This window comes from Rhizobium sp. P1_C7, assembly GCF_056406295.1.
The window spans coordinates 292,214-309,607 of sequence record NZ_JBFUAL010000002.1 but is presented as its reverse complement, the minus strand read 5'-3'; the positions used below and the strand labels follow the sequence as shown (position 1 = coordinate 309,607).

The following is a 17,394-nucleotide window of genomic DNA, read 5'->3' as shown; positions in this document are numbered from 1 at the left end:
TCGCGATTTTTTCGATTGATAGGATGAATGCCGTTGGCACAGCTTGGGAGCAGGTTCTGGCGCGTCGGGCATGGCCGCGAGATCGAAGTCGGTTCGCGTGCCGTCATCATGGCCATCGTCAACGTGACGCCGGATTCCTTTTCCGACGGCGGACGCTACGAAAGCGTCGATTCGGCGGTCGCTTATGCGCTTCGGGCAGTTGAAGATGGTGCTGCCGTCATCGATATCGGAGGCGAATCCACGCGTCCGGGCGCAGACAGCGTCAGCATGTCCGAGGAGCAGGCGCGGGTGTTGCCTGTCGTCGAAGCGCTCCGTGGGAAGACGGATGCGCTGATTTCCATCGATACCTATCGCGCGAAGACGGCACGGCTTGGCGTCAGTGCCGGCGCCCACATCGTCAATGACATCTTCGGGCTCCAGCGGGAGCCCGAGATCGCGCATATCGCCGCCGAGACCGGTACAGGCCTGTGCCTGATGCACACTGGTCGGGATCGGGACAAGCTTGACGATGTGATCGCCGATCAGTTTTTGTTCCTGGAGCGATCGCTCGAGATCGCGGCACGCGCCGGCGTTGCGCGGGAGCGTATTGTGCTCGATCCCGGTTTCGGATTTGCCAAGGATACAGATGAGAATATGGAACTGATGGCTCGTTTCGGTGAGCTTCATCGCCTGGGCTGCCCCCTGCTTGCTGGCACTTCGCGCAAGCGCTTTGTCGGCGCGATCACAGGGCGCGATACTGCGGACCGGGATGCAGGCACGGCGGCAACAAGCGTGATCCTGCGCCTTCAGCAGGCTGCAATTTTTCGGGTACACGATGTCGCAATCAACAGGGACGCATTGGCCGTCGCCGATGCTATGGTAACGGCACGCGACGATCTTGAGCGGAAAGGCATGGCATGAGCACCGCATATACGATTACCCTTCAGAACTGCGCCTTCTTCGCTCGGCACGGCGTCCACGACGAGGAGGAGTTCCTCGGCCAGCGTTTCTTTGTTGACGCCGAACTCGATGTGATCGCAGGAGGTGCGCTTGAAAGCGACTCGATCGCTGATACGGTGAACTATGGCATTGCGTTCACTGTCATCGAGGAGATCGTGACGGGCAAGCGGCGCTATCTGATCGAGGCGTTGGCACTCGATATCGCCAAGGGTCTCTGTGAGAGGTTCCCGCAGATCACGCGTGCGAAGATCACTGTGCGCAAGCCGAACGCACCCGTTCCCGGCGTTCTGGATTTCGTTCAGGTGAGCGTCGAACACTTTGTCTGAGACTGTTTTTCACGCGACACTCGGCCTTGGCGGTAATGTCGGCGATCCGGTTCATGCCATGGCCTTTGCGCTGCGGGCGCTCGACGAGCGCGCGGACTGTCAGGTTTGCGCCGTGTCGAGGCTTTATCGCACCCCGCCATGGGGGAAGACAGATCAATCCTATTTCTTCAATTCCTGTGCGCAGGTAGACACGTCGCTGGCACCGGAAGCGCTGCTGGACGTCTGTCTGGGCATCGAGAGGGGAATGAAGCGGGAGCGTATCGAGCGCTGGGGGCCCCGGACACTCGATATCGATATCCTGACCTATGCGCAGTTAAGCCAAGATGGGTCGAGGTTGGAACTTCCGCATCCGCGCATGACGGATCGCGGGTTCGTGCTGATGCCGCTTGCCGATTTTGCCGCGGGTCTGGTCGTCAACGGAACTACCGTTGGTGAATGGCTGGAACGGGCCGATGTCGTGGGGATCGAAGTGGCGGATCAAAGTTCAGACTGGTGGCGTGTCGCCTGAATGGAAAAGCGGCGGAGTCCGCCGCTTCGTTGGGATTGACTGCCGTGCAGCAATTACTCGACTGAGCCTACTGTGATCTCATCGACCTGACGTGTGAGCGTCAAGCCGATGACGGGTATCATCTGGCTTTCGACCTTGACGGAAACCGTTACGTTCATCGTTTTGTCGTCCCGGATACGGGCAATCATCGCGCCGTTCAGCTTGGCACGGTTGAGCCCCACCACAACGGTATCGTCGGTGACGGTGCCCGAAACGACATCGAGGCCCTTGCCGGCAGCGCCATCAAGGAACCTGCCCTTGTAGCTGCCACCCGACTGGGAAATCACCGCGGTCATCGGTTGCTTGAAAACGCCGACCCGGCAGCTGCCATCGAGTTTGATGCCGTTTCTGCCATCGCTCACAGGCTCGCCTACAAGGTTGCAATTGAACTTCGTACCCTTGTACTTGCCGGCTACGATCTCGCCCGGACCTTTCCAGCTGCCGGCGACCGACTGAAAGAACGCCCTGTCACGGGTTGCGGCCGTGGCAACCGGAGCGGTATCGCAGAAAGGCGAAAGGGAAATCGCCGCGAGGCCGAATAGAGAGAGAAACTTGCGCGAGTACATGGATTTTCCTTGGCGAACCGTATCGCTTGACTGGACCAAGCTTTGCCGAAAATGGTTAACAGCCGGTTTCCAATGCGCGAAAATGGGCGGAACCGCGGGCTTTTCGCAGCGGCCAGCGCTTGTTGCGAAGCTCCAGTAAGGCCTTGATTAGGCACGTACTCTTCGGTCATTCTTGTCCGAAAATCGGAATCCTCCCAGGAACACTCAACTTTGGTCGTTTCGGTCACGTTGAGATATCGACGGTGTCAGATCACCGATGAAATCGCCGATTCCCGGACGCTTCAGAGCGCGAAACGCCAGTGGACGGCAAAGGTCCATGGCTGCAATACCTATGCGCGCGGTCATCAGGCCATTGATCACGCCTTCGCCCAATCGGGCAGACAGCCTGGATGCGAGGCCGTGGCCGAGGACCTGTTGTACGAGGCTGTCGCCGACCGCGATCGAACCCGTGACGGCGAGATGGGCGAGGACGTCCCGCATAAGCCGAACCATCCCGAGCGTACCCGGTCTTCCGCCATAGAGCTCTGCCATCGCACGTATGAGACGGGCGGCCTCATAGAGCACATAGAGGAGGTCGACGATGGCACGCGGGCTGACGGCGGTGACGATCGAGACGCGCTTCGAGGCATTGACGATCAGGCCGCGCGCCTGCCGGTCCAGCGGCGCCAGCAGCTCGCGCTCTGCCAGCGCGATGAGATGCGGGGCATCGATGATGTCGCCTTCAGCCGCCTTCAGCGTCGCGCGGCCCCTGGCTGTCTCAGCCTTGTCGGTGAGCAGGGTTTCTAGGCTTTTCACAAGCGCTCGCGCCTTGGCTGGTTTCGTTTCGATGATCGCCTCCTCGGCTTCCGCCTTGATCGCCTGCACGGCAGCGAGCCGCATCATGCCGGCAGTCTCTCTGATGACGATGGCGATGACAGCCAGGATACCGATCGCCAGCGCCGCGAGAGCTGCGTAGCCGAGCCAGTCGGCGCGGGTGAAGAGATTATGGACAAGGCTGTCCGTCCAAAGCCCGAAGGCAAGGGAGAACAACACGCCGAAAGCGCCGAGCGCGATCTTCCCGAACGACGTTCGGCGCTTGCGGGGCGCGGCGACGGGGAGGGGAGGAACGTCCTTCTCTGGGTTGAGAAACGGATCGTCCTCGTCGGCAGTCAGGACAATCCGATCGGGGAAGTTGGCCGGCTTGCGGGTCGGGCGCTTCGTTTCAGTGCGCGTTTCGGTGTTGTCCTCATAGGTGAATGCCGCAGGGACGCGGCGCGGGTGAGGCAGCTGATCCGAGGGCGGCTTGATCATGCGAGGCGGTCTCCGAACAGGAATTGCATGGCCCGATCGAGGCGGATATGCGGTACGGAAAGCGTGATGCCGCCATCGGTCTCCTCTATGTGAGGAGGGCGAAAACGGACCACGTTCACATCCGGCAATTGGACACTGCGACCACCTGATTCAATGCTCTCGAAGAGAGCTTGGGGATTTTCCGGCAGGTCACCAGGAAAAATTGCCGTTTTCTTGAGGCCGTCGAAGTGTTCGCCAGCGATCGTCTCTCCATCCATTGGCGTTCCCACGATGACCGGCAGGTCGTAGCCATCGCGCTTGACCGTGGCTTCCCGGGTTGCTCGGACGGAGGCGAGCGCCATGACGTCAATGCCGGCTCCTGTCATGCCGATACGGTGGATGGCGCGATCGACAAGGCGCCGGGTCAATGCGTCCAGTCGGTGATGGCTTTCGTGATGAAGATGATCGGCCTTGGTGGCCGCGACGAGTACCCGATCGATGCGGCGGCCGAGGAGGGATGACAGCAGGGAGTTCGTGCCAGGCCGGAAGCAGGCGAGAACGTCCGTCAGCGCGCGTTCAAGATCCTGCACGGCCTCCGGGCCGCGATTAATCGCCTGAAGTGCGTCGATGAGGACGATCTGACGGTCAAGACGCGCGAAATGCTCTCGGAAGAAGGGTTTCACGACGACTGACTTATAGGCTTCATAGCGCCGCTCCATCATTGCCCAGAGCGAGCCCTTTTCGGCCCTGCCATCCGGTGGGAGCACCAGCGGCGCGAAGGTCAGGGCAGGTGAGCCGTCCAAATCGCCTGGCAGAAGGAAGCGACCTGGCGGAAGTGTCGAAAGTGAACGTTCGTCCGCCTTGCAGGCTTTCAGGTAGTTGGCATACGCAGTTGCGAGGTCGCGCGCCAGCATCTCGTCGGCGGGGGCTGTGATGTCGCAGCCGTTCGTCAGCGTCAGCCAATCGCTCGCGAGCCGGCTGCGGATACCATTGCGCGCCAGTGCGACGGTCTCTTCGCTGAAAATGCGATAGTCCTTCGCGAGCAGCGGCAAATCGAGCAGCCACTCGCCGGGATAGTCGACGATATCGATCGATAGCCGACCAGGGGAGAAAAAGCGATTCCAGCCGCTGGCGCTCTGATAGTCGAGCGTGATGCGCAACTCGGAAATCGCACGTGTCGAATCGGGCCAGCTGCGGTTCTTCACCAGAGAGCGAATGTGATCCTCGTATTGGAAGCGTGGCACCGCATCATCGGGCTGCTGTTCGAGACGCACGGAAGACACGCGGCCCGACTGCACCGGTTCGAACAATGGCAGGCGCCCGCCATGCAGCAGATTATGCACCAGCGAGGAAATGAATACCGTCTTGCCTGAGCGCGACAGTCCCGTCACGCCCAGCCGCATCGTTGGGTTGACGAGACCGGTGGCGCGGTCGGAGAGGTTCTCCAAAGCGATACGCGCGTCGTCGGCGAAGGATGTCAGGCTGGGGGGCAAGGCGAAATTCCGATTGGATGGTAGAACGCCATATAGGAACCGCCATTCGATACGAAAAGGAGCCCCATCAAGGAGATCAGTCGATCACGAAGTCTATAAGGCGCCAATTTGCAGAGCCGTTGTCACGGTCGAGTACGGCAAGACCGGCCGTGGGAAAGCCGGCCGGCAACGCTTGAGACAGCGCCCGATGTCCGATCAACGCCTCCAGCGTCTGTTCCATCGTTGGATTATGGCCGATTAGCATTACGGAACTCACCGATTCCTGAGCGCCGATGATTTCAAGATAAATGTCGGGAGAGGCGTTATAGAGCGCATCGACGAATCGCATCTCGACGGTCGATCCCATGGCGCGGTGGATAGCATCTGCCGTGTTACGGCAGCGCAGCGCGGTCGAACTCAGCACCAGATCGGGCCGGTATCCCTTGTCGGCTGCCTTGTCGGCAACGATCTCGGCGTCTGCGTAGCCTTGCTCGTTCAGAGGGCGATCGAAATCGCTCTGCCCGGGAGCCGCCCAGGCAGCTTCCGCATGCCGCAAAAGATAGATCCGGGACGGCGGAGGCACGATTGCGGTCATAGGAAAATCCACGCTCGAGTAAGCTTTTTCAGTAGCTGCTGCGTAGGTCTCGCGTCAACCATGCCGGCAAATCAGGGAACCAAGTTACACCAAAACAGGTAGTCGCTCCAGCCACATGAAATATGCCACAAGCAAAATAATGACGCAAAAATAGACTGTTAGCTCAAAAATGTAACAGATTTAAAAATCTGTTTACCTTGCGTATTGGGCTTGAATCAGAAGCGGTGCTCGGGATATACAGCCGCCAGATGAGATGTTCTTCAGGAGAATCGCGTTGAGTGAGAAGATCGATCTTAGCAACTACGTACCCTCGGAAGAGGAAGAGTTTATGAACGGCAATCAGCGGGCCTATTTCAGGTCGAAGCTGGTCGCCTGGAGAAACGACATCCTCAGAGAGGCGCGCGAAACACTCGACCATCTGGCCGAGGAAAGCGCGAACCACCCGGATCTCGCTGACAGGGCGTCTTCCGAAACAGACAGGGCCATCGAGTTGCGTGCCCGCGACCGCCAGAGAAAGCTAATATCGAAGATTGATGCAGCACTCCAGCGTATCGAGGACGGCACCTACGGCTACTGCGAGGAAACCGGTGAGCCTATCGGTCTGAAGCGTCTCGACGCCCGCCCGATCGCTACGCTTTCCATCGAAGCGCAGGAGCGTCACGAGCGCCGCGAGAAGGTCTATCGAGACGAATAGGGCTTCAAGAGTCTGTCAAATCAAAAGGCACTGCGACGATCGCAGTGCCTTTTTTCATTTCGGGGACTGGCGGCCGACGTTGCCGAACCAGCTATTTGTCCCGGTTAACGCTCATCTCGCCAAAGATGCGCGCAACTTCGTTCTGAAGCGCGGCGTCGGCACCCGTAATGGGTGCCATCTCCGGATCACGCCGCGGAAGATTGCCGGGGGCCTGGCCGGGCAAGGGGCGGATTGGCGCATTCTGAGCAGGAACGATGCGCTCTGCTGCAAGCGTGCTCGTCATCTCCTCTTCAAGAACGCGCTGGAAATCGCTCGGCTGCGCTGTCGCGCCGGCGGGGTTGCCCGTCGGTGGCGTGCTTAGCTGAACAGCGGCGGGATAGCTGACGGCCGGATTGATCAGCTGGGGCTCGACACGCTGCGGAGCCAGAACCCGCTGGCGAGCTGAATCGAGGATATCGGCTGCGGCGGACGCCTCGATAATGGCCGGTTCGGGCGCGACGAAGGTCTGTTGCTTCGGGTGCGACTCGATAGGTGGAGCGGGACGCTGTACGGTTCCCGCCTCCGTTGCAGCCGGTGCTGCCGGCTGACGCGGCACCGGATTGGGTGGCACGTCGATCGGCGCAGGCTCCGGCACGTACTTCTCAACGGACGCCAGGCTGCTTGCCATCACGGGCCTGGAGACATCGTGCGCGACGGGTTCTGCTTCTGCGACCATCACGGGCTGTTCCGTCGATGGGACCCGCGCAGGCTCCGGTTCGGATTCTGCGATCGGCAGAATTCTGCTTTCGATCACGATATCGGTCGGCCCGCCGATCATCACCAGATGTTCGACGTCGTCCCGGCGGACGAGAACGAGGCGTCGTCGAGCGTCTACGGCTGCAGCATCGAGGACCTGCAGACGGGGCTGGCGGTTCCGCCCACCCCTGACGAATGGCGACGACGCCCGACCGCGCATGATCAGGAGCACCGCGACGAGGAGCAGCAGCGCGATGCCAACACCGCCGGCAGCAAGAAGGAAGCGACTTCCATAAGCGCCCACCAGGTCATCGAACATCTTCACGTACTCCCTTTGCGACTTTCAACCACATGACGACTTTTCCGCTTCGTAAACAAGGGTTATGCGCATTGTCCAGTCAGTGGAACGGCGATGTGGAATCGTGCAGGCCTTCCAACCGTGCACTTTAACGGCAAAAGTGGCGCTGTTGCTTGTGAATTCAATCACTCTTCATGGTTCGCGGTGTTTTTGGTTGAGCAGCAAGTTGCTAAGAATAAAGAAGCGCCTGATTCCTGCTTCTTCTCTCTGTTGCGAGAGACGACGGGCAGGCAATGCGAGGGACTAGATGACGAAACCGCGTCAGGCCGATAATTTTAGCGAACCGCTCGTTGAGCGAGGAGGGCGCGCGGGGACGGCATTGCGCATTCTGTTGCTTGCGCTGGTGCTGATCGGCGCTGCTGCCGGTTTTGTTGTCTTCAAGAGTTCGCTGGACAACGAAATGGTTCTGGGCGTCCTTGGCGTGCTGGCCATGGTCGGCATCTTCTTCCTGGTCTCGTCGATCATCGGCTTTATCGAGGTGATGCCCCAACATCAATCCGACAGTCTGGCGCGTGCGTTTCTGAACAGTCATCCTGACGGTTCGCTGATTACCGACGAGAAAGGCCGTATCGTTTATGCCAACGCTGCTTACGGGGCGTTGACCGGTGCCCGCAAAGCCACAGAGGTGCAGACGCTTGAGGCGCTCCTGTCCCGCCATCGTGAATCGAACGAAGCCCTCTACCGCCTTTCCAACGGCTTGAGAGACGGCAAGGAGGGGCGCGAGGAATTCAGACTGTTGCGGGCTCTCGGACCGTCGGTCAACGGATCCGGAGCGCATTGGTATCGCCTGAAGGCGCGCGTGCTGCAGGGCGAAGAAAGCGGCGGCAAGCCGCTGCGCATCTGGCAGATCAGCGACATCACCTCGGAACGGGACGATCAGGAGCGCTTCTTCAAGGAACTGCAGAATGCGATCGACTATCTGGATCATGCACCGGCTGGTTTCTTTTCAGCTGGACGCAAAGGAGAGATCTTCTATCTAAACGCCACCTTGGCCGAATGGTTGGGTATCGACCTCACCAAGTTCGTTCCTGGCTCGATGACCATCGGCGATCTGGTGGCCGGCGAGGGGCTGGCGCTTATTCAATCCGTTCAGGCTGATCCAGGCCTCAAGAAGACGGTGACGCTCGACCTCGATCTCAAGCGATCCACCGGGCAGAGCGTCCCGGTGCAGATCGTTCATAGCGTCACGTCTATGCGCGACGGTGCGCCGGGCGAAAGCCGGACGATCGTGCTGACGCGTCGGCAAGGCAACGAAAGTGACCAGTCCGCGTCTGCCGCATCAATGCGCTTTACCCGCTTTTTCAACAACACGCCGATGGCGATCGCCTCGGTTGATGGCAACGGCCGCATTCTGCGGACAAATGCACCGTTCCTGAAGCTCTTCTCCGGCATAGTCTCCCGTGACGACGTCGAGTACGGTGCGTTCTTCGAGACCATCGTGCAGGATATCGACAAACCGCGCTTGCAACACGCGCTGGCAGCGGCGAAGGACCGTCAAGGCGATATCCCGCCGATCGATTCCAAAACGCAGGCAGACGATTCGCGTCATTTCCGCTTCTATGTAAACGCTGTGATCGATCAAAGCGACGAGGCCCCGGAAGAGGCTGCCATCGTCTACGCTGTCGAGGTGACGGAGCAGAAGGCGCTTGAGGCGCAGATGGCGCAGACGCAGAAAATGAATGCTGTAGGTACGCTTGCGGGAGGAATCGCGCATGATTTCAACAACGTTCTGACGGCGATCCTGCTTTCGTCCGACCACCTGCTACTGCAGGCGCGACCGGCGGATCCCGGCTTTGCCGACCTGATGGAAATCAAGCGCAATGCAAACCGTGCCGCTGTTCTTGTGCGCCAACTCCTCGCCTTCTCGCGCAAGCAGACGATGCGGCCGACGGTGCTCAACCTGACGGATTTGGTCGGTGATCTCCGGATGCTCGTCGACCGGCTTCTTTCCGGAACGAACGTCAAGCTCGATGTGGAGTACGGGCGTGACCTGTGGCCGGTAAAGACGGACCTTTCCCAGTTCGAGCAGGTGCTAATCAATCTCTGCGTCAATGCTCGGGATGCCATGCCGCAGGGTGGCAAGCTGACGCTGCGCACGAAGAATGTAACGGCGAATGAGGTCGCGGCCTTCAATTATTCCTACATGCCGAACGAGGACATGGTGCTGGTCGAGGTTTCGGACAACGGAACGGGGATCGCGCCAGAAATCATGGACAAGATCTTCGAGCCTTTCTTCACCACCAAGGAAGTGGGCAAGGGAACCGGGCTCGGCTTGGCCATGGTGTACGGCATCGTCAAGCAATCGGGTGGCTACATCCAGCCGGAATCCGAAATTGGCAAGGGAACGACCTTCCGCGTCTTCCTGCCGCGCCATATTGTCGATCCGGCGATTGCCGCAGAGGCGGAAGCGGCAACGCTCGCCACCGGCGCGGCCACCCAACAGACAGCGACGCCCGAGCAGCCCGAAGATCTCACCGGTTCGGCGGTAATTCTGCTGGTTGAGGACGAAGAGGCTGTGCGCCGCGGCGGCAAGCGAATGCTCGAGACTCGCGGCTATACCGTTCACGAAGCCGGTTCCGGCGTTGAGGCGCTGGAAATCATGGAAGAGCTGGACGGCAAGGTCGATATCGTCGTCTCCGACGTGGTGATGCCCGAAATGGACGGGCCCACGCTTTTGCGCGAGCTCCGCAAGACATATCCGGACCTGAAGTTCATTTTTGTCTCGGGATACGCCGAGGACGCGTTTGCCCGTAACCTGCCGCCGGAATCGAAATTCGGCTTCCTGCCGAAGCCGTTCTCCCTGAAGCAGCTCGCTGTGGTCGTCAAGGAGACGCTGGACAGCTAAGGGAGGCGCCTGAACGCCTCCGTTATCGATTAGGCCGTCAGTGCGACGGCGATTTCCGCTGCCAGGCGCGCGTTGTTTTCGACAAGCGCGATGTTGGTCTTCAGGCTCTGGCCGTCGGTTAGGTCGAAGATGGTGCTGAGCAGATAGGGCGTGACCGCCTTGCCGCTGATCTCGTCGCGCTCAGCGCTGTCAAGCGCTCGCTCGATGTAGATTTCCATCTCTTCGCGCGCGATTTCGTCCGCTTCCGGCACCGGATTGGCAATCAGCATGCCACCGTCGATGCCGAGCTGCTCGCGAACAGTCTGGAAGTTGGCAATCGCCGCGGGGCTGTTCAGCGTCAGCGGACTGCGCAGGCCAGACGACCGCGACCAGAAGGCCGGGAACTCTTCGCTTTCGTAGGTGACGACCGGGACGCCCGCCGTTTCGAGGACTTCCAGGGTCTTCGGGATGTCGAGGATCGCCTTTGCGCCGGCGCAGACAACGATGACGCCGGTGCGGCCGAGCTCCTCGAGGTCGGCTGATACGTCGAAGCTGTCTTCAGCGCCGCGATGGACACCGCCGATGCCACCGGTTGCGAAGACCTTGATACCTGCGCGTTCGGCCGCAATCATCGTCGCGGCGACCGTTGTCGCGCCGTGGCGACGTTCGGCGATCGCGAAGGCGAGGTCGGCGCGGGAGACCTTCAGAACGTCTTTTGCCTGCGCAAGCTGCTCGAGTTCCTCGGCTTCCAGGCCGATGTGCAGCGTGCCGTGGATGACTGCGATGGTCGCGGGGACCGCACCCTGTTCACGAATGATCGATTCAACGCTTCGCGCCATTTCGATGTTGCCGGGATAGGGCATGCCATGGGTGATGATCGTGGATTCCAAGGCCACGATCGGCGCACCGCGCTGCTTGGCGCTGGCAACTTCTCTCGAATAAGCGATCGGCAGGAGAGGGGACACAGGCTTCGTCATTGTATCTTCCATTTCATTCTATTAGCGCTTCAATGCAGAATTCTTGGCTCAGGGACAAGAGCAAGTGTCTGTTTCAGCAGATCAGCGGAGAGTTTTTCGTTCACGGCGTGCGGCGATTGAACGGTGAGAGCCGCCGCAGCCGCGCCATTCCGGACGGCGTCCGCGAGCGGCAGCCCACGCATGAGTGCGTCAATGACCCCGGCGGCGAGGGAATCTCCTGCGCCGGTGACGTCTGCCACGTCGGCGACATCAGCTGGCTGCAGCGCAACAACCCGACCATTCGCAAAGGCGATCAGTTCGCGCTGCCCGCGGGTCACCACCCCGCCCCTGAGGCCCGTGTCACCAAGCAGTGACGGCCAATGCGACGGGTCGTTCGGACGTTCGCCGGTAAGCGCTGTGGCTTCCGCTTCATTGAGGAAGAGGTAGTCGATGCCTTGCATGCATGGTTTCAGCTTCACCACCTTGGCCGGCGAGATCGCAATAGCGCCGACCGGTTTGCCGAGCGCGCTTGCACGGGCAACGATGGCAGCGAGCGTGTTTTCCGGCAGGTTGGCATCGAAGAGGATGAAATCCGCGGCCGCAAAGGCGTCGCGGACCGCGCGAATGGACAGGCGCCGTGGCACGAACATGCGGTAGAGATCCATATCCGCTAGCGCGATGACCAGATTGCCGTCGCGTTCGATGATTGCGGTGTAGCTTGGCGTCTTGCGATCGAGGAAGACAAATGGCCGATCGTCGATGCCGGCATAGTCCGCAGCCTCGCTCACCATTTCGCCTGTCGGGTCGCCGCCGCGCGGAGAGATCATCGTGACGTCGAAGCCCAGTCGGGCGAGATTGCGCGCTGCGTTGAAACCGCCGCCGCCCGGCTCCTCGAACCAGGAACCAGGGTTGCTGGCACCCAACGACGTCTCTCCCGAGATGCGGCCACGCCTGTCGATGTGGGCTCCGCCCAAAACAAGAATCTTCTTCCGCATATCACCGTCTCGTGTCGCTAGACGATCCGAATCGTCCCGTTGAATGGAAGGGCGAAGAGCCCTGAAACGCTTGCGTAAGGCCTTGCTTTCCATGGATAAAACAAATGTAGAACACAGGCCGTTTTACCTTTTCCTTTCAATCGCTTGAACGGCACTTGCGGCACAAGAACAAATGCGGTACAAAATCGATATCGGCGGCGACATTGATTGAGCGGCTTCAATAACCTAAAGGTGGATCGAATGTCACAGAATACATTGCGGCTTGTAGAGGACAAATCGGTGGACAAAAGCAAGGCACTTGAAGCGGCACTCTCACAGATCGAGCGGTCGTTCGGCAAGGGCTCTATCATGAAGCTCGGCTCGAATGAGAGCGTCGTCGAGATTGAGACTGTTTCGACGGGCTCTCTCGGGCTGGATATCGCGCTCGGAATCGGCGGCTTACCCAAGGGGCGCATCATCGAGATTTACGGACCGGAAAGCTCGGGCAAGACGACGTTGGCGCTGCAGACCATTGCGGAAGCGCAGAAGAAGGGTGGCATCTGCGCCTTCGTAGACGCTGAACACGCGCTCGATCCGGTCTATGCCCGCAAGCTCGGCGTCGATCTGCACAATCTTCTGATCTCGCAGCCGGATACCGGCGAGCAGGCCCTAGAAATCACGGATACACTGGTGCGTTCCGGCGCCATCGACGTGCTTGTAGTCGATTCCGTTGCCGCACTGACGCCGCGTGCTGAAATCGAAGGTGAGATGGGCGATAGCCTGCCGGGTCTCCAGGCACGACTGATGAGCCAGGCGCTGCGCAAGCTGACGGCTTCTATCTCGAAGTCCAAGACCATGGTCATCTTCATCAACCAGATTCGCATGAAGATCGGCGTCATGTTCGGTTCGCCGGAAACGACGACCGGCGGCAACGCGCTGAAGTTCTACGCTTCCGTCCGCCTCGACATCCGCCGTATCGGAGCGGTCAAGGAGCGCGAAGAGGTGATCGGCAACCAGACGCGCGTCAAGGTCGTCAAGAACAAGATGGCGCCTCCCTTCAAACAGGTTGAATTCGACATCATGTATGGCGAAGGCGTCTCCAAGACCGGCGAACTGGTCGACCTCGGCGTCAAGGCCGGTATCGTCGAAAAGTCTGGTGCTTGGTTTTCCTACAACAGCCAGCGCCTCGGCCAGGGCCGCGAAAACGCGAAGATCTTCCTGCGCGACAATCCTGAGGTGATGCGCGAGATCGAGACGTCGATCCGCCAGAATGCCGGCTTGATCGCCGAGCAGCTTCAGAATGGTGGGCCCGATGCCAATGAAGGGGACGGCGAAGGCTAAGTCTTCTGCAGTTTGCTGATAGTTTGAAACCGGCCGCATTCCTTCATCAGAATTCGGCCGGTTTTGTTTGTCTGCTGGACAGTGGTTAACGCGGACGATAAAAGCCACTGACTTTACGTTTTGACCTGCCTCTGGCAGCATTGAAGGGCATAGCATGAGCGGTGTGAATGATATCCGGTCGACCTTCCTCGACTATTTCAAGAAGAACGGCCACGAGATTGTTCCGTCGAGCCCGTTGGTGCCGCGCAACGACCCGACATTGATGTTCACCAATGCGGGCATGGTACAGTTCAAGAATGTCTTTACCGGTCTCGAGCAGCGTCCCTACAAAACGGCGTCCACTGCGCAGAAGTGCGTACGCGCGGGCGGCAAGCACAACGATCTAGACAATGTGGGTTATACAGCGCGCCACCATACGTTCTTCGAGATGCTGGGCAATTTCTCCTTCGGAGACTATTTCAAGGAACGGGCGATTGAACTTGCCTGGAACCTGATCACCAAGGAATTCGGCCTTGACCCCAAGCGCCTGTTGGTCACCGTCTATCACACCGACGACGAAGCTTTTAACTTGTGGAAGAAGATTGCCGGGCTGTCGGACGACAAGATCATTCGCATCCCGACCAGCGACAATTTCTGGGCGATGGGCGACACCGGTCCGTGCGGTCCCTGTTCGGAGATTTTCTACGACCACGGCGATCACATCTGGGGCGGCCCTCCCGGCTCGCCGGAAGAGGATGGCGACCGTTTCATCGAGATCTGGAACCTCGTCTTCATGCAGTACGAGCAACTGACGAAGGAGGAACGCGTCGACCTGCCGCGGCCGTCGATCGATACCGGCATGGGCCTTGAACGTGTGGCCGCTGTTTTGCAAGGCAAGCACGACAACTACGACATCGACCTGTTTCGCGCCCTGATCCAGGCCTCGGAAGAGGCAACCGGTGTCAAGGCCGAGGGCGAGCGTCGCGCCAGCCATCGCGTCATAGCCGACCACCTGCGTTCCTCCGCTTTTCTGATCGCCGACGGTGTCCTGCCGTCGAACGAAGGCCGCGGCTATGTTCTGCGGCGCATCATGCGCCGCGCCATGCGCCATGCGCAGTTGCTGGGCTCCAAGGATCCGCTGATCTGGAGGCTGCTGCCCACGCTCGTTCAGCAGATGGGCCGGGCCTATCCGGAACTGGTTCGCGCCGAATCCCTTATTTCCGAAACGCTGAAGCTCGAAGAAACCCGTTTCCGCAAGACTCTGGAGCGCGGTCTATCGCTGCTTTCCGACGCCACGAGCAGGCTCGGCAAGGGCGACATGCTCGATGGCGAAACGGCGTTCAAGCTTTACGACACTTACGGCTTCCCGCTCGACCTGACGCAGGACGCGCTGCGCGCCCGTGAAATCGGCGTCGACATTTCGAGCTTTACCGATGCGATGGAACGCCAGAAGGCGGAGGCCCGCTCGCATTGGACGGGCTCCGGCGACAAGGCAACCGAAACCATCTGGTTCGAACTCAGGGAGAAGCACGGCGCGACTGAATTTCTCGGCTACGATACCGAGAGTGCCGAAGGTGTGGTTCAGGCAATCGTCAAGGATGGTGCTTCCGTCGCTTCGGCTGCCGCCGGCGACAAGGTGCAAGTCATCGTCAATCAGACGCCGTTCTATGGCGAATCCGGTGGACAGATGGGAGACACGGGCGTCATCACGTCGGATACCGCCAAGATCGATATATCGGATACGCAGAAGAAGGGCGAAGGCGTCTTCGTCCATATAGGCAGCGTTGTCGAAGGCTCGCTGAAGTCCGGTGACGAGGCGGTGCTGACGGTCGATCATGCCCGCCGGTCAAGGTTGCGCGCCAACCATTCCGCCACTCACCTGTTGCACGAGGCGCTTCGCGAGGTTCTCGGCACGCACGTTGCCCAGAAGGGTTCGCTGGTGGCGCCCGAGCGCCTACGCTTCGACGTGTCGCATCCGAAACCGATGTCGGCCGACGAGCTGAAGGTCGTCGAGGATATGGCAAACGAGATCGTACTGCAGAACTCGCCTGTCACCACGCGCCTGATGAGCGTCGACGATGCGATCGCTGAAGGTGCGATGGCGCTTTTCGGCGAGAAGTACGGCGATGAAGTTCGTGTTGTGGCCATGGGAGAGGGCATGCGCGGTGCGAAGGCCGGCAAGGCATACTCGATCGAGCTTTGCGGCGGCACGCATGTCACTGCCACCGGTCAGATCGGCCTTATCCGTGTTCTCGGCGAAAGTGCCGTCGGTGCCGGTGTTCGGCGTGTCGAAGCGGTGACTGGCGAGTCTGCGCGCGAATACCTGGCCGAGCAGGACGAGCGCGTGAAATCGCTTGCTGCGACGCTCAAGGTCCAGCCGGCCGATGTGCTTTCGCGCGTCGAGGCGCTGGTGGATGAGCGCCGCAAGCTGGAGCGCGAGTTGGCCGATGCGAAGCGCAAGCTTGCCATGGGCGGCGGGCAGGGTGGCCCGGCGGATGCCGTTCGCGACGTTGCTGGCGTCAAGTTCCTGGGCAAGGCGATCTCGGGTGTCGATCCCAAGGATCTCAAGGGTCTCGCCGATGACGGTAAGGCAAGCCTCGGCTCCGGCGTTGTCGCGTTGATCGGCATTGCCGAAGACGGCAAGGCCAGTGCGGTGGTTGCCGTGACGCCGGATCTGGTCGGTCGCTTCAGCGCAGTCGATCTCGTGCGTGTTGCCTCTGCTGCGCTCGGAGGTAAGGGAGGCGGTGGCCGCCCTGATATGGCGCAGGCCGGTGGGCCGGATGGCGGGAAGGCCGATGAGGCGATCGAAGCCGTGGCGGTGGCTCTGGCGAGCTGAACTCACGCGACGTGAGAGGATCAGAAAGGCGGGGCTTGTCCCCGCTTTTTTTGTCGCTTTGTCAAGTCAGCAGGATTTCTCAAATCAAGCTATGGTTCTCTGCAGCCGATCGATTTTGCATGAGGTTTGAGATGAACGGCGAAACGCCATGGAGGCCTTACGAGAACCGCCTGCGGCGGGTTTCGGCCTATGTCCACGACCACCTCGACGAGGAGCTGGATATGGAGCGTCTCGCCGAGATCGCCTGCATGTCGAGCTATCACTGGCACAGGATCTATCGTGCGATCTACGGGGAGACGCTGGCGGCCACCGTCAAGCGGCTCCGGCTGCATCGCGCGGCGGGCGATATCGTCCGCACGGATCATTCTGTCGGCGAGATTGCGAAGCGGTCCGGTTATCCCAATCTCCAGTCCTTCAATCGTATCTTTAAGTCGGTCTATGGCATGCCGCCGGCACGCTACCGGAAAGAGGGAAGCCACATAGGCTTCGAACCCTTACCTCACGGAAAGACACAAGCCATGCCGATATTACCTTACGGAAGATCGAGCCGATCTAACTGATCGGTATTCCCCATACCGGTTCCTACATGCAGATCAGCTAGGCGTTCGAGACGCTGTTCGGCACGCTCTATTCGCGTGCGCTGGCGAAGCCAGACATGCGGATGATCGGCGTCTATCTCGAGGATCCGGATATCGTGCCGTCGGAGGAACTGCGTTCGATCGCCTGTGTCACCATCGATAGTGCGATCGTTTCGGAGCCGCCCCTGGAACCGCGAACGCTTGATGGCGGCGAGTACGGTGCTACGCCACACGGGGCAATAATGCCGAAATACACAAAGCCTACCAGTGGCTGTATGCGGAATGGCTTCCAAAGTCCGGCCGGCAACTGCGCGACAACGTGATGTTTGAGGAGTATCTCAACAATCCGCGCGAGGTGCCGCCGACCGAGCTTCTCACCGATATTCACATACCGCTCGTCTAGGC

Annotated in this window: 14 protein-coding genes and 1 pseudogene; 8 read left to right on the top strand and 7 right to left on the bottom strand. The window is 60.0% G+C overall.

Features of this window, described 5'->3' with window-relative positions; all coding sequences use genetic code 11:
- Positions 1-27 precede the first annotated feature (27 nt).
- From folP to folK, 3 genes are read left to right on the top strand one after another with little or no spacing between them, the layout of a single operon-like run.
- Entirely contained in the window at positions 28-900 is an 873-nt protein-coding gene (gene folP, locus AC1D2R_RS04620; protein ID WP_477965205.1) for a dihydropteroate synthase, read from the top strand.
- The gene (gene folB, locus AC1D2R_RS04615; protein WP_477965203.1) at positions 897-1,265 is read left to right on the top strand and encodes a dihydroneopterin aldolase; all 369 of its coding nucleotides are present in this window, start codon (positions 897-899) and stop codon (positions 1,263-1,265) included. Before folP ends, folB begins: the two co-directional genes overlap by 4 nt.
- Positions 1,258-1,773: a 2-amino-4-hydroxy-6-hydroxymethyldihydropteridine diphosphokinase gene (folK, locus tag AC1D2R_RS04610; protein WP_477965201.1), complete on the top strand. Its 516-nt coding sequence runs from the start codon at positions 1,258-1,260 to the stop codon at positions 1,771-1,773. The genes folB and folK overlap by 8 nt, the downstream gene beginning before the upstream one ends.
- 53 nt (positions 1,774-1,826) lie before the next feature.
- Here folK and AC1D2R_RS04605 read toward each other — a convergent pair whose 3' ends face one another.
- The 4 genes from AC1D2R_RS04605 to AC1D2R_RS04590 form a co-directional block, all read right to left on the bottom strand.
- Complete coding sequence (locus tag AC1D2R_RS04605) at positions 1,827-2,378, bottom strand: hypothetical protein (RefSeq protein ID WP_477965199.1); 552 nt, start codon at positions 2,376-2,378, stop codon at positions 1,827-1,829.
- Between the two features lie 204 nt (positions 2,379-2,582).
- A complete protein-coding gene (locus AC1D2R_RS04600) occupies positions 2,583-3,668 on the bottom strand; it encodes a YcjF family protein (protein ID WP_477965197.1) in 1,086 nt (361 codons plus the stop codon).
- Complete coding sequence (locus tag AC1D2R_RS04595) at positions 3,665-5,140, bottom strand: YcjX family GTP-binding protein (protein ID WP_477965195.1); 1,476 nt, start codon at positions 5,138-5,140, stop codon at positions 3,665-3,667. The genes AC1D2R_RS04600 and AC1D2R_RS04595 overlap by 4 nt, the downstream gene beginning before the upstream one ends.
- Before the next feature lie 76 nt (positions 5,141-5,216).
- Positions 5,217-5,714: a SixA phosphatase family protein gene (locus tag AC1D2R_RS04590; protein WP_477965193.1), complete on the bottom strand. Its 498-nt coding sequence runs from the start codon at positions 5,712-5,714 to the stop codon at positions 5,217-5,219.
- 274 nt (positions 5,715-5,988) lie between these two features.
- Here AC1D2R_RS04590 and dksA point away from each other — a divergent pair, with 274 nt between their 5' ends.
- Positions 5,989-6,408 (top strand): RNA polymerase-binding protein DksA, encoded by a 420-nt coding sequence (gene dksA / locus AC1D2R_RS04585; protein WP_057468524.1) that lies wholly within the window; start codon positions 5,989-5,991, stop codon positions 6,406-6,408.
- 91 nt (positions 6,409-6,499) lie between these two features.
- Here the strand turns inward: dksA and AC1D2R_RS04580 are convergent, their stop codons facing one another.
- The gene (locus AC1D2R_RS04580; RefSeq protein WP_477965191.1) at positions 6,500-7,462 is read right to left on the bottom strand and encodes a flagellar biosynthetic protein FliO; all 963 of its coding nucleotides are present in this window, start codon (positions 7,460-7,462) and stop codon (positions 6,500-6,502) included.
- 286 nt (positions 7,463-7,748) lie between these two features.
- On the opposite strand from AC1D2R_RS04580, the gene cckA reads away from it, so the two are divergent.
- Positions 7,749-10,346, top strand: coding sequence for a cell cycle histidine kinase CckA (cckA, locus tag AC1D2R_RS04575; protein ID WP_477965189.1), 2,598 nt, complete (start codon positions 7,749-7,751; stop codon positions 10,344-10,346).
- A 29-nt stretch (positions 10,347-10,375) separates the two neighbouring features.
- On the opposite strand, the gene AC1D2R_RS04570 is transcribed toward cckA, so the two are convergent.
- Both AC1D2R_RS04570 and AC1D2R_RS04565 read right to left on the bottom strand, forming a co-directional pair.
- Positions 10,376-11,302 (bottom strand): pseudouridine-5'-phosphate glycosidase, encoded by a 927-nt coding sequence (locus AC1D2R_RS04570; RefSeq protein ID WP_477965187.1) that lies wholly within the window; start codon positions 11,300-11,302, stop codon positions 10,376-10,378.
- Positions 11,303-11,331: 29 nt separating this feature from the next.
- Positions 11,332-12,276 carry a carbohydrate kinase family protein gene (locus AC1D2R_RS04565; protein WP_477965185.1) on the bottom strand — a complete coding sequence of 315 codons (945 nt, stop codon included), beginning with the start codon at positions 12,274-12,276 and terminating at the stop codon, positions 11,332-11,334.
- Positions 12,277-12,516: 240 nt separating this feature from the next.
- Between AC1D2R_RS04565 and recA the strand changes: the two genes are divergently transcribed.
- The 3 genes and pseudogenes from recA to AC1D2R_RS04550 all read left to right on the top strand — a co-directional run bounded on the left by recA (position 12,517) and on the right by AC1D2R_RS04550 (position 17,392).
- A complete protein-coding gene (gene recA / locus AC1D2R_RS04560) occupies positions 12,517-13,596 on the top strand; it encodes a recombinase RecA (RefSeq protein WP_477965183.1) in 1,080 nt (359 codons plus the stop codon).
- 154 nt (positions 13,597-13,750) lie between these two features.
- A complete protein-coding gene (gene alaS, locus AC1D2R_RS04555; protein ID WP_477965181.1) occupies positions 13,751-16,411 on the top strand; it encodes an alanine--tRNA ligase in 2,661 nt (886 codons plus the stop codon).
- Between the two features lie 131 nt (positions 16,412-16,542).
- A pseudogene (locus AC1D2R_RS04550) lies at positions 16,543-17,392 on the top strand (AraC family transcriptional regulator).
- The last annotated feature ends 2 nt before the right edge of the window (positions 17,393-17,394 follow it).